This window comes from Chryseobacterium vietnamense (assembly GCF_031454475.1).
GTDB lineage: Bacteria > Bacteroidota > Bacteroidia > Flavobacteriales > Weeksellaceae > Chryseobacterium > Chryseobacterium vietnamense.
Genome location: NZ_JAVDQX010000001.1, coordinates 1,158,966 through 1,181,080, shown reverse-complemented (window position 1 = coordinate 1,181,080; position 22,115 = coordinate 1,158,966). Strand labels below are relative to the sequence as shown.

The following is a 22,115-nucleotide window of genomic DNA, read 5'->3' as shown; positions in this document are numbered from 1 at the left end:
AAAATAACTTAAACCATGAAAAAATTTTTTCTAGGACTTACATTTGTCGGCTCTTTTTTAATGAATGCTCAGGAAAAAGAACAGCCTGTCACCACAGCACCTTCAGTTAGATTTGGGATTAAGGCCGGTTTCAACGGCTCTACTTTCAGCAGAGGCGAAAGAAACGAAGTAGATAATAGTGAAAAAGTGAAAGCTGGTTCATATATCGGAGTATTTGCGAATATTCCTCTTGCTGAAAAATTCAGTATACAACCCGAACTTCTTTTCAGTCAATTAGGTTCAAAAACCGAAGATATTTTCATTCATCATTCAGAAAATTCTTACACAAAGCAGGAATATACTTATAAGACAAATTTAAATTATCTTACCCTTCCTGTAATGGTTCAATACCACATTCTTCCTCAATTGTATGTGGAAGCAGGGCCGGAATTCGGCTTACTTTTAGGAGGAAAAATAGAAGGAGACGGAAGAAATGAAATAAGATACAATGATACAACGAGTACCAGTACTGAAAGTTTCGACAATAAAATTCCAATGAAATTATATAATAAGTTCAATTTCGGAATCGGAATTGGTGCAGGATATTATTTCACTCAAAATTTTGGAGTGACAGCCAGATTTACAGCGGGAGTAACAGGAATTTTCAAAAACGATTATGGTACTAAAGTCAGAAATAATGCACTTCAGATTGGCGTAGCTTATCAATTTAAATAGAGATATTTATTATTTTCAAAAACTGGTCCCGGGCTTTAATAGTCCGGTTTTTTTATTTCCGTCTCTCAATAAAATCCAAGAAGGCTGAGTAATTCCTGAAAATAGTACTCTGTTTCTTTTTTTTTATCATTTTAATTATCAACAATAAAGCTTATTGAGCATTCAACTATTTTCATAAAACAGTCATTTTACAATATGTTTATTCATCAAAAAGGGATAAATGATTAAAAAAAAACTTTCCAAAAACCATCTGAAAACCCTTATAAACAGGCATTTTTCAACTTTGGCAAGCATTTTGCAAAATAATTCGAGTCTGATTGAGAGATTATCCGACACACAAATAGTAAAATTAAAAAAATAAAATTATGAAGAAGTTATTTTTAGGATTAGCATTAACTGCTGGTACGCTAGCTTTTGCTCAGGAGACAGAAACAAAGACAGAAACGAAAACAGTAAATGCATCACCACTAAAAAATGATGTTCAGCCTATTAGATTCGGGATCAAAGCCGGAGGAAACTCAGCTTATTTCAGCCAGCAGAAGTTTGGAATCAACACTCAACAACTAGGTTTCCACGCGGGTGTATTCGTTAATATTCCAATTTCAAAACAATTCAGCTTCCAGCCAGAGGTATTATATAACCAAATGGGTGCAAAAGATGTAATGTATTCTACAGAAACTGACAATGGAGTAACGAATGTAAAAACTAAGGTACAGAGCAGAGTAAAAATGGATTACATTTCAGTTCCGTTAATGGTTCAGATGAGACCTACTGATAAGTTTTATATCGAAGCAGGACCTGAATTCAGTTATTTCATCAACGGAAAAAATAAAGGAGAATCTACTGTAGCAAGTACTACAGGAGGTGTTACAACTACCACTTCAAGTTCTCACTCTACAGATATTGATAAAGACATGATCAACAAATTCAACTTCGGTTTAGGCCTTGGTTTAGGATATGACATCACTTCCAATATCGGTATCAATGCAAGATATGTAAACAGCTTAACAAAGATTGATAAGAGCATGTCTGCAGCTGAAAATAACAACAGAGTATTTCAGTTAGGCCTGAATTATAAATTCTAATCAACGACCAATTTTTTAACCCTAAGTGCAGCGTAATCTGCACGCATAAAATAGCCGGAAGTTTTCTTCCGGCTATTTATATTAAAAAGGGTTATTCGAATATTCTCGGATCATCACTGATAACACCGTCTATTCCTATGTCTTTTAATTCCTTCAGTCTTTCTCTGGTATTCACAGTCCATGGGATTACTTTCATGCCTAATGAATGACATTCCTGCACTAATTGCGGGGTAACAAGACTATGTTCAGGGCTGTAAATAGTGGGAGTAAAACTCAGGAACTTCATATCTCCGGCTACTCCACTCAAATGATTGGGATACATTTTGAATTTTTCCACAGAAATATTTTTAAAATAAGCCTGCTGCTGAGCCCGTTTTTTATCATCTACTTTTTCCACGAGTAAAGCAGTCCTGATTTTAGGATATTGTTGATGAAGGATTTCCAGCGTTCTTGGATCAAATGACTGGATAATTACCCTGTCATGAATCTTTTTTTCTATAATAATCTTCATCATCAGATCTACAAATTCTTTTGGCTCAGGATGAAAAATGTTATCAGAAAAAGGACGTGTCTTTGTTTCAATATTGTAAAAAGGCAGTGGTCTTTTCAATTCACGGGAATAGGCTTCACAAGCATCTATAACCTCTGAAAAAAGAGGTTTCTGAGCTTTCATTTTCTTTTGATCCGGATAGTTATTCAGTTTTTTTAATCCTACATCAAATGTTTTGATTTTTGCATAAGGCATTTCATAAATTTTGTAATAAAAACCTGAATCTTTGGGAATGTAAGTTCCATCCGGTTTTGTAACGAGCTCCGGTGAGAGAAAAGCATCGTGAGAAAGAATAACTTTTTTGTCCTTCGTTATGGCCAGATCCATTTCCAGGGTGGTCACATTCATTTTCAAAGCATTTTTCATGGCCGGGATTGTATTTTCGGGGTAAAGGGATTTCCCTCCGCGGTGCGCCTGCTTATCAAAAGTCTGTGAAAAATAAAGCTGGGCAAATATCAGAAAAATGCCCGAAAAAAATAGATGTTTCATATCCTGAAGTTTTAATCCATCAAAATTAAAACTCCATTATATACTGTATAATACAGGAATATTAAGCTTTTGCTACATTTAAACAACAAAAGAGCCGGATTACAAACCCGGCTCTTCTATTTATTATTTCAATAAAGAGATTAGTTGAATAAATCTACCTCTTCTCCTTTTCCTACAGGATATTCTTCTGTAAAGCATCCGAAGCAGTGGTTGGCAGATCCTAAAATAGTTTTCAGGTTATCTATGCTTAAAAACTCCAAGGAATCTACTCCTAAATAATTTTTAAGTTCTTCTGTCGTCATGTTGGCAGAGATCAGATCATCTTTAGACGGAGTATCAATTCCCAGATAACATGGTGCAATGATTGGCGGAGAAACACTTCTGAAGTGGATTTCCTTTACTCCTGCATCTTTTAGAATTTTAACCAGTCTTTTAGAAGTTGTCCCTCGAACAATAGAATCATCAATAATCACTACTCTTTTATCCTTCATCTCAGAGATGATAGGGTTCAGTTTAAGGTTCACTACCCTTTCTCTCATTTCCTGTGTAGGAACAATGAAGCTTCTTCCGATATATCTGTTTTTGATCAAAACCGGACGGAAAGGTATTCCTGAAGCTTTAGAGAAACCAATAGCAGCAGGAACTCCGGAATCCGGAACTCCAATCACCAAATCAGCTTCTACAGGAGCCTGTTCCCAGATTTTCTCTCCAGATTTTTCTCTGATCTCGTATACATTGATATTTTCTAAGGTAGAGTCCGGTCTTGCAAAATAAATATATTCGAAAGAACAGATTCTCTGCTTACCTTTTGCTTCATCCATCATATAAGAATGAAGTTTTCCGGGCTCATTTTCATTGGTATAAATGATCTCTCCCGGAAGGATATCACGCACATACTGAGCGCCTACAGCATCTAATGCAACAGATTCTGAAGCCACTACATATGATCTCTCATCGATCGCTCCCAACACCAACGGACGGATACCGTTGAAGTCTCTGAACGCAAAGAATTTATTTCTGGTCATCCCAACTACAGAATATGCTCCTTCAATCTTTTCCATTGTTGCTTTAATAGCTCCACGAAGACCTAAATCAAGGTTTTTCTGGATCAGTCTCAGGATCACTTCAGAATCGGAAGTAGCTCTGAAAACTACGCCTTCAGCCTCTAATTCTGCTTTTAATTCTTTTGCATTGGTAAGGTTACCATTATGTGCTATTGAGAGTATAATCTGGTCATATTCGTTTTTGGCGAAAAATGGCTGAAAATTATATTTCTTTTTATCTCCTGCAGTGGTATAACGGGTATGCCCAATTGCAGAATTTCCCATAAAAGTTTCAGGTTCCTGAATTTCTTTATAAACATCTAAAACCAGTCCTTCGTCTTTCATGTTTGTGATTCTGCCCTCTTTTAAAACGGAAATACCACAAGCTTCCTGACCTCTGTGCTGTAATGCAAAAAGACCAAACTGAGAAAGAGAGAAAGTATCCAGATCATTATCTGAATACAATCCGAAGATCCCACATTCTTCATTGGGAGCATCCAGTCTTTCCTCTTCCTGAGTTCTGAAAAGATTTCTTCCGTAAGTCTGGGTTTCAAACTGTTTTAAATATTCACTTTTATGAATGTCTAAACTTTTCATTTCTATTTTTTCTAATGATTAGAAGTTAGATATTAGATGTTAGAAATTAGTCTAAGTTAACTTCAGTTTTTAATTTTTGTTTTAAATAACAAATTGTTTTCAGAATAATAACCCTTCTCTGAAAGCTTATTTCTGTAAAAGATTTTTAAGACGGTTGTAGATTTCTACATAAGCCTCAGTAACTTCTCCTAAGTCTCTTCTAAATCTGTCTTTGTCAAGCTTCTTCATAGTATCTTTGTCCCAAAGTCTGCAGGTATCCGGAGAAATCTCGTCAGCAAGGATAATTTCACCGTCTGAAGTTTTACCTAATTCGATTTTGAAATCTACCAGGATGATATTGATTTTGTCAAACAGGTCGATAAGGATATCATTGATATCTGAAGATAACTCATACATCTCGTCAAGCTCTTCATAAGTAGCTGCTCCTAAGAAAACGGCATGGTGGTCATTGATAAGCGGATCTCCCAACTCATCTTTTTTATAGCAGATATCGAAGATCGTTACCGGAGATTTAATTCCTTCTTCTACTCCTAATCTTTGTGCCATACTTCCTGCAGAGTAGTTTCTTACTACCATTTCCAAAGGAATGATAGAAACCTTTCTTACCAGCTGCTCTCTTTCGTCTAATTTTTGGATGAAATGAGTTTTGATCCCTTTTTCATTTAAATATTCAAAAATAAGAGTTGTGATCGCGTTGTTCATTTCTCCTTTAAGGTCTACCTGACCTCTTTTTTGAGCATTAAATGCTGTAGCATCGTCTTTGAAACGTACTACTACTTCATCAGGATTATCGGTTGCAAATACTTGTTTTGCTTTCCCCTCGTACAACATTTCTTTCTTTTGACTCATAATTTTACTTTCTAAATTGTAGTTAGATTTATTGATTTATTTTATTATTATTCCTGTTAAGACAGCCAGTCCAAAACTCAGCAGTGTACCAATTAATACATATTCTGTAAGTTTTCTCTGTTTTGCCTGTGCAAGGTCGCTGAACCTGAAAACAGATTTGGCAGCTACCATGAACCCTACGCCTTCCCAGTGATTCACCATAATAAAGGTGAAAACCAGCAGACGTTCTAAAATTCCGATATATTTTCCAGCACTTGATAAAGATTCGGTTTGAATAGTGTTGGGGCCATCCGGAGCAGGTGTCCAGGATGACAATAAGATTTTGATAAAAATAGAAGCAGGTGTCGTTAAGAACAGTGCTGCCATAATGATCTTTAAAAATTCCTGATTCTGTAAAAATCCGAAGCTGAATTCCCGGAAATAAAAAGAAACTCCGGCAATCACAAGAATATGCAGCAGCTGATCAATGAAAAACCATCTTTTCTTAGTCTTTACATTCTGGAAAATAAGCTTGGCTGCATCAATAATAAAGTGAGTGATTCCCACTAATACGGCAACCCACCAAAGCTGAAGATCCCAAAGAAAAATCAGACTTAAAACAATGTGAATCAGAACATGAATGTATAAAAACTTACTTTTCAGTTTATAGTTTTCCTTATCTGCAACCCATGAATTTGGCTGAAGTATAAAATCTCCAAGTAGATGTGCCAATATGAGTTTGATGAAGATCATGCCTATAATTCTGAGATTTTCTTTCTGAAATACTGATTGGTTTCCACAATAAGCTCATAGTTGGCTCGTTTCAGTCTCTGGCTTACCGAAGACTGTGAAATAGCAAATCTTTTAGCAAGATCTTCCTGCGTGATATCCTGATTCATAATCATTTCATGAATAATCTCTGCTGTAGCCATGGTCCAGTTATCAAAATCCTTGGAAGACCATTTCAGCAGGATATTAAGATCCCTGTCCACCGGGTCACTGGATGTTTTGATAGCAACGGTATGACCGTCACTTTTAAGATCATTAAGCAATCTTCCTGAATTAACATAAGCTGTACCGTTAGATTCAGTGATTTTCTCAGAAGAGAAACTTTCCTCACCAATACCTATGGCCATTCTTACATCCAGATTTTCGACACTTTTAATAAGAGATTTTATAGCTAGAAAACGCCAGAAAACTTCATCAATTTTGCACTTGAACTGAAACTCGTCTCCCCTGTAGATTTCCCATGTGTGAGGAGCGCTTCCCCATTTTTCGAGAAGATGTTTAAGCCTGGTAATCCAAACTTCAGTGTCCGCATGCTGTGAATTTATAATATCACCGGTAATGACCGCTATCATACTGCAAATATAAGCATAATTACTTATATATAAAAAATATAAGCAGAAACACTTATAGATATTGATTATTAGTGAATCAGCTTATATCAATAATGCAGTAAACACAAGGTTTTTAAGAAGTTACATAAAACCGCAAAATTACAGAAATGTAAAAAAATGTTTGATGTTTTGTTATTATATTAACTTTAACTCTACTTTTTTCTTTTTTTTTAAGAAGCTGTTCCTGCTATCCGCTCGTACTCCTCGCTCCTTACTGTTCCGGCTGCTTAACCCTTCAACTCTCCCACTTATACTCCGGGGTAACCGCTCCTATCAGGCTAGGAAAGTCATTGCGAGCAAAGCGAAGCAATCTCTTGAATTATTTCTACACCATATAAAAATAAACCTAACAGGTTTTAAAAACCTGTTAGGTTTGGCTTGTCACAAAAATGATATTGTTTAAATCCTTAGATGATTTACTTTTTAATAAACTGATGGGCTTTTTCATCAAGCTTTAAGAAATATATTCCTGCTGGAATCCCTTGTACAGATATATTTTTCTTATATCTGAAAGGATCTTTTTCGGTATAGATTGTTTTTCCTGAAAGATCTATAATCTGAGCTGTTTTCACATTGGTAACTTCTCCATTCACATATAAATTATCATAAACAGGATTCGGATATATTACAAACTCTGTATTAACAGTAATCAAATCTGCTGTAGACAATGTACTACCCGGATTCTGGCAGTAATTGGACGGATAGGAATCCCATTCACTGATAGTAAACGTATCGTTAGGCTGATGAATTGTACTCTTTCTGTATAAAGATACATTCCCATTGTTATTGGTGGTGTATTTTACCCCAATTGCATCTATGGTAACTGTTTTATTATATGCAAGCTCCACATAATTCCCTCCCGCAAACATCATAGGATCAGAAGCCGTTACAAACCTTGCTTCATCAGGATTATAGCATGATAAAGTACCTTTTGGATTCAGGATGACAAACGTTTCGTTGTTTCCTACTTTGCCTTCCAGTTCATACGTATCACCATTATAGAAGGCCCCTGATATATTATTTTTAAACTGAATATTAATTCTGTAATTATTTAAATTAACCTCGTGCCCTGTTTTATTTACGATTTCCAGAGCATTGTTCTTCACAAATTCCGTATTGGTTCCGGATATGTATTTTGTAATCATCAGATCCGGAGCATATGAATCAGAAGCAATCGTTGAAGCGGTCACCGTATTGCTGAATGGAGATTCCAGATAGGCTTTATCAAAAGCTTTCACTGTAAAAGTATAAGTGGTTGACGGAGTCAAATGATCTATACTAATGGAAGTCCCTTTGGTAACCGCAACAGGTGTCGTGGAGCCATTCATATAAATCCTGTATCCTAAAATATCAGCACCAGGAGACGCCGTCCAGTTCAAATTTACAAAATAAGCGTTCTGCTGTGTTGAAACCAGTGATCCTGGAGCAGCAGGAGGAATATTGTCAGGCGTTTCGGACCAGATCATATCAATCCATTCAGGATGATCAATAAATGGATTTCTGTTTTTTTGTATGACATAAACAGCATTGTTGCGGTCAATTTCTCTTTGCGAAACCGGATCTGCCGTACTCCACTGTTTCAGCATAGCAATATAAGCAGGTTCTACCGCTCTTTCTTCCGTACCATCCAGGGGACACTGATCCGTAGCAGGAGTAAGATTAGCAGAAGTCGTATAAGCCGTATTGAATGAGCCTAACTTCCCTTCATACCGTACAACAAAGTACAACAATGACCTTGCGATATCACCTTTAAACTCATTGACAGGCTCATACACCCTTCCGGTATATGGATAATTTGGAATAGCTGCGTTTGATATCCTCGAAGTGTTGGAAAAAATATAATGATTCGTGTTATTTCCTATTCCATAAGGATAATTGCTTCTCCGCTGATTGATATAGCCATCCACCGGAATAATAAAATTCAGATCCGAATACATAGGATAATCGCTGATGGAAGAGCTTGTACTGAATGTACTTTGCGGCATCATGTGTTCTCTGTTATACCCTTGCCCCTCCATACCGACACCTGCTACCAGCTGATCAGCAGTATATTCATAAGAATCTGGCCCTGAAGGAATTTCAGAATAGATATCCAGTAAGTATTGAGTGTTAGAGGCATCGTGATCATAATATTTATCCAGATCAGTCTGAGCATATAACACCTTAAGGTCGTCATAATGCCAGTTGATCATTTTTTCCGAAATGATATCGTGGATTTTTGATTTCAAGGCATATCCCGTCAGTCCGGCTGTCCCGTCATAATATCCGGCAGGGATCTGCGCAGAAATATAAGAAGAAATCAAAATGATAGGAAGTAGAATTTTTTTCATGCCTTAAAAATTGGGGAACTAAAATAGTGAAATAAAACATGGAAAAGATTGAATATTTTATTAAGAAAGTATTAATTATTTAAATATAAAATTTTGATAATTAAAGGAATTACCCTTTACATAGTATGAATGAAATAATTTATTTTAGCATTCCATCAATTTGGTTATCTTTGGGAACTAACTATTATTATATGAATACAGAGACTATTGACAACATCAAAATGATAGCGGAAACCGCTAGAGAATTCGCAGAAAAGAACATCAGACCGAATATTATGGAATGGGATGAAAGCCAAACGTTTCCAAAAGACTTATTCCACCAATTAGGGGAGATGGGTTTTATGGGAATTGTAGTTCCTGAACAATATGGAGGTTCCGGCTTAGGTTATCATGAGTATGTTACTATTCTGGACGAAATTTCTCAGGTTGACCCATCTATTGGTCTTTCTGTAGCAGCACACAACTCACTTTGCACCAACCATATTTATGAATTTGGAAATGAAGAACAAAGACACAAATGGCTTCCTCAGCTGGCTTCCGGAAAAGTAATCGGGGCCTGGGGACTTACTGAGCACAACACGGGCTCAGATTCAGGAGGCATGTCTACCACTGCTGTAAAAGATGGTGATGAGTGGATCATCAACGGAGCTAAAAACTTTATCACACACGCTATTTCAGGAGATATTGCGGTAGTCATGACAAGAACAGGAGAAATAGGAGCTAAAAATAACTCTACAGCTTTTGTTTTGGAAAAAGGAATGCCTGGTTTTACTTCCGGAAAAAAAGAAAATAAATTAGGAATGCGTGCTTCTGAAACAGCAGAATTAATTTTTGATAATGTACGTGTACCGGATTCTCACCGTTTAGGAGAAGTTGGGGAAGGTTTCAAACAGGCTATGAAAGTGTTGGATGGCGGTAGAATCTCTATTGCTGCATTAAGTTTAGGTACTGCAAGAGGAGCTTATAAAGCGGCTTTGAAATATGCTAAAGAAAGACATCAGTTCGGGAAACCTATTGCAGATTTCCAGGCAATTAACTTTATGTTAGCAGATATGGCAACAGAAATTGATGCTGCTGAACTTCTTATCCAGAGAGCTTCTACTCTTAAAAATGCAAAACAAAAAATGACAAAAGAAGGAGCTATGGCAAAACTATATGCTTCTGAAGCTTGCGTGAGAATTTCAAACAATGCGGTTCAGATCTTTGGAGGGTACGGTTATACAAAAGACTTCCCTGCTGAAAAGTTCTATAGAGATTCTAAACTTTGTACTATAGGCGAAGGAACTTCTGAGATCCAGAGACTGGTAATCGGAAGAGATATTACGAAATAACATGTTAAAATCCCAATACAAATGATTAAACAGGCACTTTTAGGTGAATTTCTGCATGAAGCTGAAAACACCAGAAAAATTTTACAGGCAATCCCCGACAGCGCACTGGACTGGAAACCATCCGAAAAAAACTGGACAACCGGTCAGCTGGCTTCTCACATTGCTGAAGTATACAATTGGTACGACTCCACTTTCAATAAGGATATTTTTGATATGGGTACGTACAGGTATGACAAAGGAGATATTTCCAAAGCGGAGAATATCCTTGCGAAATTTGAAGAAAATGTTGCCAACGCACAGAAAGTTCTTGAAAACTCTGATGAAAACACTTATTTCAATGAGTGGAAAATGGAAATGGATGGAAATGTACTTTTCCCTCCCATGCCGAAAGTTCAGGTGATAAGAGCTTTTCTTTACAATCATTTGTACCATCACAGAGGCGAGCTGGTTGTTTACTTAAGATCAACCGGAAATAAAGTTCCCGGACTTTACGGCCCTACTGCTGACGATAAAATGTAATTAATAATTGTATTAATATAATAAGCTGTTTCATTTTGAAACAGCTTTTTTTATTGATAGAATCACGGCATATGGCAATATTTATCAAAAGTCAACTTACTAATATTATTTACATATAATTAAATAATAAGTAAATTTTATTGTCTCATTTTAATAAATTAATAAAAAAAATACATTTATTTCTTTTTTTTACAAATTAAAACTCTTTTGTCGCTTTCACTTTTCTTTTATTAATGAGCTTTTTCAATTATATTCAATGCATCACATAATATATTAGGTGAAAAGTTTAAATTTTCCTTAAAAAATTTCGTTTTTCGTAATATATTTTTTATTAGCTTTGATATTCCACAATCAAATTTAATATTTAATATGAAAAAACAATTAACGCTGATTGGAATGCTCCTTATCTCGGGTATTTCTTTCGCACAGACTGACCGTCTTTGGTCTGAAGGTTCAAAAAAAACTTCATCAGAGATCTTTGAAAACAAAACCAGTATCAGCAATCCCAAGGTATACAACCTGGACATCAACGGATTGAAAAACATACTGGCTAAAGCTCCCAAAAGACTGGCTGCAGGCGAAAAATCTGAACTCATTATTTCTTTTCCCAATTCTGAAGGCAGAATGGAAAATTTCAAAGTGAGGGAGAATTCCAATTTTGCCCCTGAGTTGGCAGCAAAATATCCGGATATCAAATCCTATGTTGGACAAGGTCTGGATGATCCTAATTCCACAGTCTATTTCAGTGTTTCTCCACTAGGACTGTCTTCTATGGAAATTTATGGTGATAAATCGGCTGTTTTCATCGAGCCTTACACCAAAGATCTTTCTTCGTACGTAGTATACCGAAAATCTGACAAAAAAGATGATCTTAACAAATTTGAATGTACTGTGGTAGATGCTGCACAGAAAGGAGTTTCCAATTCTGCTCTTGCTGCAAGACCCAATGCTGATGATGCCAAATTGAGAACATTCAGACTGGCACTATCCTGTACAGGAGAATACACCACTTACTTCGGAGGAACAAAAGCTCAGGCTTTAGCGGCAATGAATACCACGATGACCCGCGTAAACGGTGTTTTTGAAAAAGATTTCGCAGCCAGAATGGTTCTTATCGCCAACAATGATGCTGTCATCTACACCAATGCTTCTACAGACCCTTACTCTGCAGCTTCAGGAATGAGCAGCTGGAACTCTCAACTACAAAGTACATTAACTTCTGTGATTGGTGAAGCCAATTATGACATCGGTCACTTGTTCGGTGCTTCAGGAGGTGGTGGAAACGCAGGATGTATCGGCTGTATCTGTACCAACGGATCTAAAGGAAGCGGATACACTTCTCCGGCGGACGCCATCCCTTCAGGAGATAATTTCGATATCGACTATGTGGCTCACGAAATGGGACACCAGTTCGGCGGAAACCACACCTTCTCCATGAACAATGAAGGAACAGGTGCCAATATGGAGCCGGGTTCAGGATCAACAATCATGGGTTATGCTGGAATTACCAGCCAGGATATTCAACCACATTCTGATGCATTTTTCCATGCAATAAGTATCCAGCAGATCACTAATAATATTAAAGCTAAAACCTGCTCTGTTAATACCAACACAGGAAATGCAATCCCAACAGCTAATGCAGGATTAGATTATACCATTCCGAAAGGAACTCCATTCGTACTGACAGGTACAGGAACGGATGCCGATGGAGATTCATTAACATACATCTGGGAACAAATGGATAACGCTTCTTCTTCTCAAACAGGAGCAAGTTCAGCAGCCAGTGCAACAAAAGCTTCAGGGCCTAACTTCAGATCATGGACTCCAACGACTTCCCCGGCAAGATACTTCCCTAGAATGGCTTCCGTTCTGGCAGGAGCAACCACTACCGCAGGTTCTGAAATTACAGTAGAAGCACTTTCTTCAGTTGCCAGAACATTGAATTTCAGATTTACCGTTCGCGACAACAAAGCAGGAGGTTCAGGAAATAATTCCGATGATGCTGTAATCACCGTTAACGGAACTGCAGGACCATTTAACATCACTTCACAGAATTCAGCAACAACGTATGCCGGAGGAAGTTCTCAAACTATTACCTGGAACGTTGCAGGAACTACAGCCAACGGAGTCAATGCTGCTAACGTAGATATCCTTTGGTCTACAGACAGCGGAAATACATGGACTACTCTATTGGCAGGAACACCAAATGACGGTTCACAGGCAGTAACGATTCCTAATGCCAATACAACGACAGGAAGAATTATGGTAAAAGGATCAAACCACATTTTCTTTGATGTTAACAATGCCAACATCTCTGTAAATGCAGGTTCGGGAACTCCTGATACTGTTGCACCTACGGCTCCTACCCTTGCTGCGTCAGGAACTACTTCTACTACCACTAACCTTTCATGGTCCGGAGCTACAGACAATGTTGGAGTTACAGGATATGATGTATATCAGGGAGCTTCATTAATCGGTTCTACAGCTTCTACAACCTATACTGTAACCGGACTTACTCCGGCTACTACTTATTCTTTCTCTGTTAAGGCAAAAGATGCAGCAGGAAATGCTTCTGTTTCCAGCAACGCTGTAAGTGTTACAACTCTTTCAGGAGGAACGGTTACTTACTGTTCTTCTTCAGCATCCAATACAGCAGATGAAAGAATTGGAAATGTAACATTCGGATCTATTAACAATACTTCTACAGGAACTGCAGGTTACGAAAACTTCACTTCAGTCTCTACAAATGTTACCAGAGGAAGTGCTTATACAATTTCTATCACTCCGGTATGGACTTCTACAAAATATAGCGAAGCCTATGCAGTTTATATTGACTACAACGGAGATGGAGACTTCACCGACAGCGGAGAATTGACCTGGACAAAAGCAGGTTCTACCACCAGCCCGGTTACAGGATCTATTACAATCCCGGCTACTGCTACCGTTGGCTCTACAAGAATGAGAGTAATGATGAAGTATAGCTCAATTCCTACTTCTTCATGTGAAGCATTTACTTACGGACAGGTAGAAGACTATACGCTTAATATTGTTTCTTCAGGAAAAGGAGATCTTCATAATACAAAAGATCTGATCACAGATGTGAAGCTTTATCCAAACCCTGTGAGAGATATGCTTTATATTTCCAATACAACTTCAGAAGATTATAAGATCTTCGATATGGGTGGAAAACTAATTGACTCAGGAAAACTTCAAAGAGGTTCTGTAAACGTAAGCAATCTTATCAAAGGAGCTTATATGATTCAAATTGGAGAATCTTCTAAGAGATTTATTAAAAATTAGTAACTAATACACTTTTTAAAATTAAACGATGGGAAAAACCGTTCTGCATAGAACGGTTTTTCTTTTTTATAATCTTTTACGCTCTCCTCTTTTTTCCGTATGGAGATGGCTGGCAAAAAATATATTTCAAGAATGCATTTTCACTGAGTTTTTTACTATTTTTGCTGAAAATACATTTAAGTGAAAAAACAATTATTGATGACGGGAATGCTCGCATTGTCAGGTATTTCTTTTGCACAGACCGATCGTTTATGGACTTCCAGCTCCATCAAAATTTCCTCTCCCGTTTTTGAAAACATGTCAGCTTTTAAAAATCCGCAGCTTTTTCACCTGAATATGACTGGATTAAAAAATGTATTAGCAAAGGCTCCAAAAAGATTAGCAGAGAAATCCGAAGTCATTATCTCTTTTCCCAATTCAACAGGGAAAATGGAAAATTTCAACGTAACGGAAAATTCTAATTTTGATCCGGAACTGGCTTCTAAATATCCGGATATCAAATCTTATATTGGTGAAAGTATAAAAAATCCTGCCTCAAAAGTTTATTTCAGCATTTCTCCTTTAGGATTATCTTCTATGGAAATCCATGGAGATAAATCTGCCGTTTTTATTCAGCCTTATACCACAGACCTTTCCACTTATATTATTTATAAAAAATCTGACAGCAAAGACCATTTGAATAAACTTGAATGTACAGTTTTAGATGCTGCCCAAAAAGGTAATTCAAGCGTCCTAACCCATAAAAATGCGGATGATGCTATCCTAAGAACGTTCAGACTTGCCCTTTCCTGTACAGGAGAATACGCCTCTTATTTTGGAGGAACAAAAGCTCAGGCTTTAGCCGCCATGAATAACACGATGACCCGCGTGAATGGTATTTTTGAAAATGATTTTGCAGCGAGAATGATCCTGATTGCCAATAATGATGATCTTATTTACACCAATGCCGCTACAGACCCTTATTCTCCCTCTTCACAAATGAAAAACTGGAATCTGGAGCTGATGAACAATCTGAGTTCTTCCATCGGAAATAATAATTTTGACATAGGACATCTTTTCGGCAGAGATGGCGGCGGCGGTAATGCAGGATGTATCGGATGTATCTGTGACAATGACATGTCTACTTACCAAAATCAGGGCATCACCTACCCAAGCAGCTATAAAGGAAGCGGATATACTTCTCCGGCCAACGGTCATCCTTCGGGCGACACGTTTGATATAGATTTTGTTGCTCATGAAATGGGACATCAGTTCGGTGGAAATCATACATCTTCTTACCGTGTTGAAATGGACTTAAAGCCCGTAGAACCAGGTTCAGGATCTACTATTATGGGATATGCCGGTGTTACCAATTATGATATTCAGAATAACTCAGATCCGTTTTTTCATGCCATAAGCATCGAACAGATCACCAATAATATCAAAGCAAAAGCCTGTTCTGTCAATACCAATACCGGAAACTCCATTCCTACAGCCAATGCAGGTCCGGATTATATTATTCCTAAAAGCACTCCTTTTATGCTTACCGGATCAGGAACTGATGCAGATGGAGACCAGCTTACCTATATCTGGGAACAGATGGATAAAGGAACTTCTTCTGAAACTGGAGCTAATTCTGCAGCGCAGGAATCAAAGATTCCAGGGCCAATATTCAGATCGTGGACGCCTTCAGGTTCTCCGATAAGGTATTTTCCAACCATGTCTTCCATTTTGGCAGGCGCTCTCAAAACTGCAGGAACAGAAATAGATGTTGAAGCACTTCCTTCTGTAGCCAGAAACTTAAATTTCAGGTTCACGGTTCGTGATAATAAAGCCGGAGGTGGAGGTAATAATTCTGATGACACAAAACTAACAGTGAATCCAGCAGCCGGACCTTTTATGATCACCTCACAAAACACAGCAGTTTCTTATGTAAAAGAAAGTTCACAAACAGTTACATGGGATGTAGCAGGAACTACAGCGAATGGCGTGAATACAGCTAATGTAGATATTCTCTGGTCAACAGATAACGGCAACACATGGGTAGCACTTTTGACAGGAACTCCTAATGACGGTTCGGAGAGTATTACAATTCCTGAGACTTTAACAAACTCCGGAAGAATAATGATCAAAGGAAGCAATCATATTTTCTTTGATATCAATAATGCCAGTATTTCTGTAAAAAATTCTAATGATGATGCTGCTTCATTTTCAACCGAAATCAAACTGTATCCCAATCCTGTAAAAAGTATTCTTACCCTTACCAATACCAGTAATGAAGAATATAAAATCTACGACATGTCCGGCAGGCTTGTAAGTGGAGGAACCTTGAAAGTGGAACGGTCAATGTAAATAAACTAACCAATGGAACTTACATCATCCAGATCCCGGGATTTACAAAACAATTCATTAAAAAATAAAAAATAAACTTGAAACAAAAGCTGCTCATTCGGGCAGCTTTTTTCGTTGATTTAAATGAAAAATATTAGCGTAAACACATTTATTATTAAAATTAATTTCAAAATAATAATTTATTATAGTCAAAATAACCAGTATATGAGTTTTTTGATTTAAATTTATCGCATAACAATATTTTATTGTACCGTTTACCCAGATTGTATTTAAGGGAGCTCCAGGCCGTTTTTAAGACACCGGATGCAATTGCTTCTTTTGATTTTATTTTGGCGTGAATTGCTGTTTCGATAATTTACTGTCTGAAAAGAATATTATTAAAACAAATTTCAGTTCTGCAACATCTGTTACCGACTGATCATTAATAATATTCACACTTAAGATCTTTCTAAAGAAAATAATGTTTCAAAAGGTATCCCTTCTCATACCTCTATCATTTTAAACAATTTAAAATTTTTATATGAAACATTTATTTAAGTACTTATTTTTTTTAGCCATTACTTCGCTCTCGGTTGCCTGTAATTCAGATAGAGATGATGAACCCAACACTAACCCGGATGTCACCACGGTATTCTACAAAAACGCTGATGAACTGGCCGTAACTTATGATCCCAATAATTCGGTGAGCCAGGCGCTTAAAAATCAAGCTTATGATTTATACAAAAGAGGCCAATGGAGTGAGCTGGAATCACTTTTTAAGGCCAATAATTTAAATGGAGGATGGCCGCCTGCCAACGGAGGTTATAATATTGTTGATGATGTTCCTTTACAGGTTGGACAGAAGTTTGACAGATACAGCGGAGCTGTCAGTAGTTATAATGGTACCGGAGTTCCTACACTGGGAGGAAGTTTCACAAGCCCTATCATCAATGGATACACCTATACCTTTACACAGAGAGCACTAAATCAACCGGAAGACAAATACGATTTTTATTATGAAATTGATGTTTTGAATAATTCTATGCAGTTTAAAACCCAGACAGCAGACATCATTCCTTGGTTCAGCCAGGCAGGAAAAGGAAAACAAACGATGTGGAAAATTCCTGTCGATATCAATACAGGCTATCAGAAAACCTGGAATAAGCTGGCAGAAGAAGGGTATATTAAAATTACCATTAAGAAAAGTCCCAGCGGAAAATATCCTAACTTAGCAGGCACGGTTATTCAGCCATAAATTAACTCAGATGTATTCGATATCAGAAAAAATAAACATTACCGGAAAAGTTCCTGTTGAAAAAAGCTCCTTTATCAATGATGAGGCACTTCCATCAGCAACAACAATTTTCACGTGCTCTCATTGCGGAAACCAAAACACAATTAAGATAGCACCTTATGCATCAGGATTTCCTGTTCTGCAGCTTTATCATGAAGATAAAGTATTATCTAAAGATGAACTGTTACAACAAGGAATCGTCAACGGAACCTCTCGGAGCATGTTTCATTTCGGAGAATTGACTGTTAATAATCTGCCCACTTTGTATTTTGGAACAGATTGTTCTTCCTGTCATTCAAAATATATCTGTGTGTTCAGCTATGGAGAAAAACAACCGGGACTGATGATATTGACCATCTCCGGAGTCTGGAAATATGAGCAATTACAATAATTGAATAGAATTAAAATATGTCATAGTAAAACCACAATTTTTATAGTTGTGGTTTTTTTTGACTTTACAGATTAAATTTTGGTTTGAAGAATTTCCCTACAATTCTTTATTCACACATTTAGTCCCCGTACATTTCACATTTTACAAATCCTTTTCTATCTTTGTGGGAAATAAAAAAATTCATGGATAAAATTGATAGTCTGAACCAAGTAGCAGAATTCCATACTACTTTCAAAGCCCCTATTTTAGATACCCCACAAATTCCTTCACCAGAAAGATGCAATCTTAGAGTAGAACTTTTACAGGAAGAATTAAACGAACTGAAGCAAGCCATTGCAGATAATAATATTGTAGAAATTGCAGATGCATTGTGTGATCTTCAGTATGTATTAAGTGGTGCTGTACTGGAATTCGGACTTGGCAACAAATTTGTAGAGCTATTCAACGAAGTTCAACGTTCCAATATGTCGAAAGCGTGTGATAATGAAGAACAGGCGAAAGAAACTGTAGAATTTTACAAAGAAAAGGAAGTAGAATCTTTTTATGAAAAGTCCGGAGAAAAATTCAATGTTTACAGACAGGCAGATCATAAAGTATTAAAAAACAAATACTACTCTCCTGCTGATTTAAAATCAATTATCGAAAAATAAAATATGAAAAAATTTATTACCAATATTGTTGCCTTTTCAAGCTTATTTTTAGCTGCACAACAGCTTACTGCACAAAAAGTAGTGGTAAACCGTGAAGTTGAAACTCAGAATGATGGCAAAATGCTTTTAGGAAACCAATTGAAAGAGCAGTTTTTGAAAGCTCCTTATGCAGATTGGTATGTAAAGGAACATGATGAGTATGTTCTTGACCAAAAAGCAGTCAGTGAATTAAAAAAAGAGAAAATCGGTACTTATGACATTATTGTTTTCATGGGAACCTGGTGTGAAGACAGCCACAGAGATTTTCCAAGACTGATGAAAATATTGGAAGCCGTAAGTTATCCGGAGAGTAAATTGAATATTATTGCTGTTAACCGTAAGAAGGAATCTCCTACCGGGGATGAAAGTCTTTACAATCTTCAGAAAGTTCCTACCATTATCCTGAAAAGATATGGAAAAGAAGTAGGCAGAATTATCGAAATGCCTACGACAGGATATATTGAAAGGGATTTGGTTCAAATTCTTAAAAAGAACGATTCGTCTGTCATTAAAGAAATTTTTAAATAGATTTTGAGAAATTATAGAACAATATTATCCTTTGCAGCGGGAGCCGGCGCGATGGTGCTGCTGTTTTTTGGTCTGAAGTCCTGCCTGAATCTTGGGAATAAAACTGAAAAGTCAGATTATTATATTCTGACCAATCAAATTTCCAAGATGAATAAAATGGTGGTGATGGAACAGAATACCTCCAGTATGCAGAAAACCAAAATGGGCTATGAAGTTTTTGGGAAGGAAATTTCCAGCAACAGCATTATTACTTATACCAAAACCAATGCGCAAGTTTCGTATGATCTTAATAAAATGAAGATCGAAGTAGATTCCATCAACAAAAAGCTTATTATTACCGAGCTTCCTGATGCTGAGATCAGAATTACTCCAAGTGTTGAAATCCAATCTCTGGATGATTCTTTTATTAACAGAATCTCTGAAAAAGACATTAAAAACGTTACCGCTAAAGCTAAAGAAACAGCTGAAAAATCAATTGATCAGAATCAGTTGAGAACAGAAGGTCGTAAACAGCTGATGGAAAACCTGAATAATGTTTTTGTTCTGGCCAAGGCTTTGAATTATGAAATAGAAGACAAAACCGGAAAAATAGGTATTCTGGGACTTTAGAAGAAAATATTTCTGTTTGGCAAACCCTTTGAATGATAGTATTCATATTGTTGAAATTTAAAATTCAAAGTCATGGATACAAAAGGAAAAACCAACAGGAAAGAATCTGCCAATACCGCAGAAACCCAAAAGCAAAATCAGGATTTCCAGAATATTCCTGCAGCCTCAAAAAAGACCAATCCGCCTGATATTGATAAAGAAGATATTCAGAAGTCTTCCAAAAACAAATCAGGAAAAACGGATAATACAAAAAAATAAAAGGGCTCCTAAGGCTTTATTTATAATGAAAAACGAAAAGTTCCGTCTCATATGAGGCGGAACTTTTCTTTCTAACTATCTAACTGAACTTTTGTTTCTATACAATGGTGGATTTTCCTATCTTGATATTTTCAAAATTGTAATAGGACTTCTCGGAATATCTGATATGGTCGGCAATAAAGCTTCCCACTTCACTTGTTGAGTAATATTGTTTGGTGTTAAGATCAATCGTGACATACTTATTTTCAATAGCATGTTCTACAGACTGTCTTAATTTATCTGCTGCTGCCTGTAAATTAAGATGATCCAACATCATGGCCACACTTAAAATAGAGGCAACAGGATTGGCAATTCCTTTTCCTTTTGCCTGTGGATATGATCCATGAATAGGTTCAAACAAAGCATTCTTCTCTCCTACTGAAGCCGATGGTAATAATCCGATAGAACCTCCGATCACACTTGCTTCATCTGAAATAATATCACCAAACATATTTTCCGTTAAAATGACATCAAAATGTTTAGGATTAAGAATCAGCTGCATGGCTGCATTGTCTACAAACATGTAATCCAGCTGTACATCCGGATATTCCGGTGCAATTTCCTGACATGTTTTTCTCCATAATCTGGAAGTATCCAGAACATTGGCTTTATCAATAAGCGTAAGTTTTTTCTTTCTTTTCTGAGCTTCCTGAAATGCCATATGGGCAATCGGAATAATATCTTCACGACTGTATTTGCAGACATCATAAGCATAAGCTCCTTCCGGATCTGTAAATTTTTCACCGAAATAGATTCCGCTCACCAGTTCTCTGAAAATCTGGATATCAGCGCCTTCAATGATTTCTCTTTTCAGTGGACTTTTATCAATCAGTGACGCATAGGTTTTCAAGGGACGGATATTGGCAAACAATCCTAACTCTTTACGAAGTTTCAGTAACCCCTGTTCCGGTCTTACCTTCGCTTCAGGATTATTATCAAAAACCGGATCACCAATAGCCCCGAAAAGCACAGCATCAGATTCTTTACAGATTTTCAGTGTTTCTTCGGGCAAAGGATTTCCTGTTTTAAAAATAGCCTCTGCACCGATTAATCCATAATCAAAATGGAATTTATATTGAAAAACTTCAGCAATAACATCTAATATTTTAATGCTTTGACTGATGATTTCCGGGCCGATCCCATCTCCTGGAAGGACCGCGATTTTAAAATAATTGTCGCTCATTTGCTTTTTGTGTTTTTAATTCAAATTCTGTGATCGTCTGCTTTCTGCTGATTAAAAAATCAATATCATCATAACCGTTCAGCAGGCATATTTTTTTATAGGAATCAAGTTCAAAGGTTTCAGTGGTATCTTTAAAGCTGATCGACTGTAATTCCACATCAATAGCAATTTCATTATCAGGATTTTCATTGATTCCTTCTAAGATTTCTTTTAAAAATTCTTCGGAAACTTTAACAGGAAGAAGTCCGTTATTCAGAGCATTTCCTTTAAAGATATCTGCAAAATAACTTGAAACAATTACTTTAAACCCATAATCTGTTAAAGACCAGGCTGCATGTTCACGGCTGCTTCCACAACCGAAATTATTTCCTGCCACAAGAATCTCACCGCTGAATCTGGGATTGTTTAAAACAAAGTCCGGATTGGGTTCTCCTGTATGAATATTAAACCTCCAGTCTCTGAACAGGTTCTCTCCGAACCTTTTTCTGTCTATACTTTTCAGGAATCTAGCCGGAATAATCTGGTCTGTATCTATATTTTCTGCCGGCAATGGAACTGCGCGGGATTTTAAAACAACTAATTTTTGCATGCGTTCTACATTGTTAGACTTTAACCACAAAAGTTTTTC

General features: G+C 36.8%; 20 protein-coding genes. 12 read left to right on the top strand and 8 right to left on the bottom strand.

The window, feature by feature from the left end:
* Positions 1-15: 15 nt before the first annotated feature.
* A complete protein-coding gene (locus J2786_RS05230) occupies positions 16-714 on the top strand; it encodes a porin family protein (RefSeq protein ID WP_047430674.1) in 699 nt (232 codons plus the stop codon).
* A gap of 365 nt (positions 715-1,079) precedes the next feature.
* Positions 1,080-1,799: a porin family protein gene (locus J2786_RS05225; RefSeq protein WP_047430678.1), complete on the top strand. Its 720-nt coding sequence runs from the start codon at positions 1,080-1,082 to the stop codon at positions 1,797-1,799.
* A 91-nt stretch (positions 1,800-1,890) separates the two neighbouring features.
* Here J2786_RS05225 and J2786_RS05220 read toward each other — a convergent pair whose 3' ends face one another.
* The 6 genes from J2786_RS05220 to J2786_RS05195 form a co-directional block, all read right to left on the bottom strand.
* Positions 1,891-2,838: a glycerophosphodiester phosphodiesterase family protein gene (locus tag J2786_RS05220; RefSeq protein ID WP_310024170.1), complete on the bottom strand. Its 948-nt coding sequence runs from the start codon at positions 2,836-2,838 to the stop codon at positions 1,891-1,893.
* 140 nt (positions 2,839-2,978) lie between these two features.
* Positions 2,979-4,478, bottom strand: coding sequence for an amidophosphoribosyltransferase (purF, locus tag J2786_RS05215; RefSeq protein WP_047430682.1), 1,500 nt, complete (start codon positions 4,476-4,478; stop codon positions 2,979-2,981).
* Between the two features lie 126 nt (positions 4,479-4,604).
* On the bottom strand, positions 4,605-5,327 hold the full coding sequence (purC, locus tag J2786_RS05210; protein WP_047430685.1) for a phosphoribosylaminoimidazolesuccinocarboxamide synthase: 723 nt from the start codon (positions 5,325-5,327) through the stop codon (positions 4,605-4,607).
* Between the two features lie 36 nt (positions 5,328-5,363).
* Positions 5,364-6,059, bottom strand: coding sequence for a DUF3307 domain-containing protein (locus J2786_RS05205; RefSeq protein WP_047430688.1), 696 nt, complete (start codon positions 6,057-6,059; stop codon positions 5,364-5,366).
* Between the two features lie 2 nt (positions 6,060-6,061).
* Positions 6,062-6,667, bottom strand: a complete 606-nt coding sequence (locus tag J2786_RS05200; protein WP_047430691.1) for a SatD family protein — start codon at positions 6,665-6,667, stop codon at positions 6,062-6,064.
* A gap of 455 nt (positions 6,668-7,122) precedes the next feature.
* Positions 7,123-9,036: an endonuclease gene (locus tag J2786_RS05195; protein ID WP_047430694.1), complete on the bottom strand. Its 1,914-nt coding sequence runs from the start codon at positions 9,034-9,036 to the stop codon at positions 7,123-7,125.
* 191 nt (positions 9,037-9,227) lie between these two features.
* Between J2786_RS05195 and J2786_RS05190 the strand changes: the two genes are divergently transcribed.
* From J2786_RS05190 to J2786_RS05145, 10 genes are all read left to right on the top strand, one after another.
* Positions 9,228-10,367, top strand: a complete 1,140-nt coding sequence (locus J2786_RS05190; protein WP_034698301.1) for an acyl-CoA dehydrogenase family protein — start codon at positions 9,228-9,230, stop codon at positions 10,365-10,367.
* Positions 10,368-10,388: 21 nt separating this feature from the next.
* Positions 10,389-10,886, top strand: coding sequence for a DinB family protein (locus J2786_RS05185; RefSeq protein WP_047430696.1), 498 nt, complete (start codon positions 10,389-10,391; stop codon positions 10,884-10,886).
* Positions 10,887-11,255: 369 nt separating this feature from the next.
* Positions 11,256-14,186, top strand: coding sequence for a reprolysin-like metallopeptidase (locus J2786_RS05180; protein WP_310024165.1), 2,931 nt, complete (start codon positions 11,256-11,258; stop codon positions 14,184-14,186).
* A 180-nt stretch (positions 14,187-14,366) separates the two neighbouring features.
* Positions 14,367-16,517, top strand: coding sequence for a reprolysin-like metallopeptidase (locus J2786_RS05175; protein ID WP_082001951.1), 2,151 nt, complete (start codon positions 14,367-14,369; stop codon positions 16,515-16,517).
* A 520-nt stretch (positions 16,518-17,037) separates the two neighbouring features.
* On the top strand, positions 17,038-17,751 hold the full coding sequence (locus J2786_RS05170; RefSeq protein WP_047430699.1) for a glycohydrolase toxin TNT-related protein: 714 nt from the start codon (positions 17,038-17,040) through the stop codon (positions 17,749-17,751).
* A gap of 10 nt (positions 17,752-17,761) precedes the next feature.
* On the top strand, positions 17,762-18,181 hold the full coding sequence (locus tag J2786_RS05165; protein ID WP_047430701.1) for a hypothetical protein: 420 nt from the start codon (positions 17,762-17,764) through the stop codon (positions 18,179-18,181).
* A gap of 182 nt (positions 18,182-18,363) precedes the next feature.
* Complete coding sequence (locus J2786_RS05160; protein ID WP_034694493.1) at positions 18,364-18,831, top strand: pyrophosphohydrolase domain-containing protein; 468 nt, start codon at positions 18,364-18,366, stop codon at positions 18,829-18,831.
* Positions 18,832-18,834: 3 nt separating this feature from the next.
* Positions 18,835-19,398 carry a TlpA family protein disulfide reductase gene (locus J2786_RS05155; RefSeq protein WP_047430702.1) on the top strand — a complete coding sequence of 188 codons (564 nt, stop codon included), beginning with the start codon at positions 18,835-18,837 and terminating at the stop codon, positions 19,396-19,398.
* A 3-nt stretch (positions 19,399-19,401) separates the two neighbouring features.
* Entirely contained in the window at positions 19,402-20,007 is a 606-nt protein-coding gene (locus tag J2786_RS05150; RefSeq protein ID WP_047430704.1) for a DUF4230 domain-containing protein, read from the top strand.
* Between the two features lie 72 nt (positions 20,008-20,079).
* Positions 20,080-20,265, top strand: a complete 186-nt coding sequence (locus J2786_RS05145; protein WP_047430706.1) for a hypothetical protein — start codon at positions 20,080-20,082, stop codon at positions 20,263-20,265.
* Positions 20,266-20,362: 97 nt separating this feature from the next.
* Here J2786_RS05145 and leuB read toward each other — a convergent pair whose 3' ends face one another.
* Both leuB and leuD read right to left on the bottom strand, forming a co-directional pair.
* Positions 20,363-21,487, bottom strand: coding sequence for a 3-isopropylmalate dehydrogenase (gene leuB, locus J2786_RS05140; RefSeq protein ID WP_047430708.1), 1,125 nt, complete (start codon positions 21,485-21,487; stop codon positions 20,363-20,365).
* The gene (gene leuD / locus J2786_RS05135) at positions 21,468-22,076 is read right to left on the bottom strand and encodes a 3-isopropylmalate dehydratase small subunit (RefSeq protein WP_310024161.1); all 609 of its coding nucleotides are present in this window, start codon (positions 22,074-22,076) and stop codon (positions 21,468-21,470) included. The genes leuB and leuD overlap by 20 nt, the downstream gene beginning before the upstream one ends.
* Positions 22,077-22,115 lie beyond the last annotated feature (39 nt).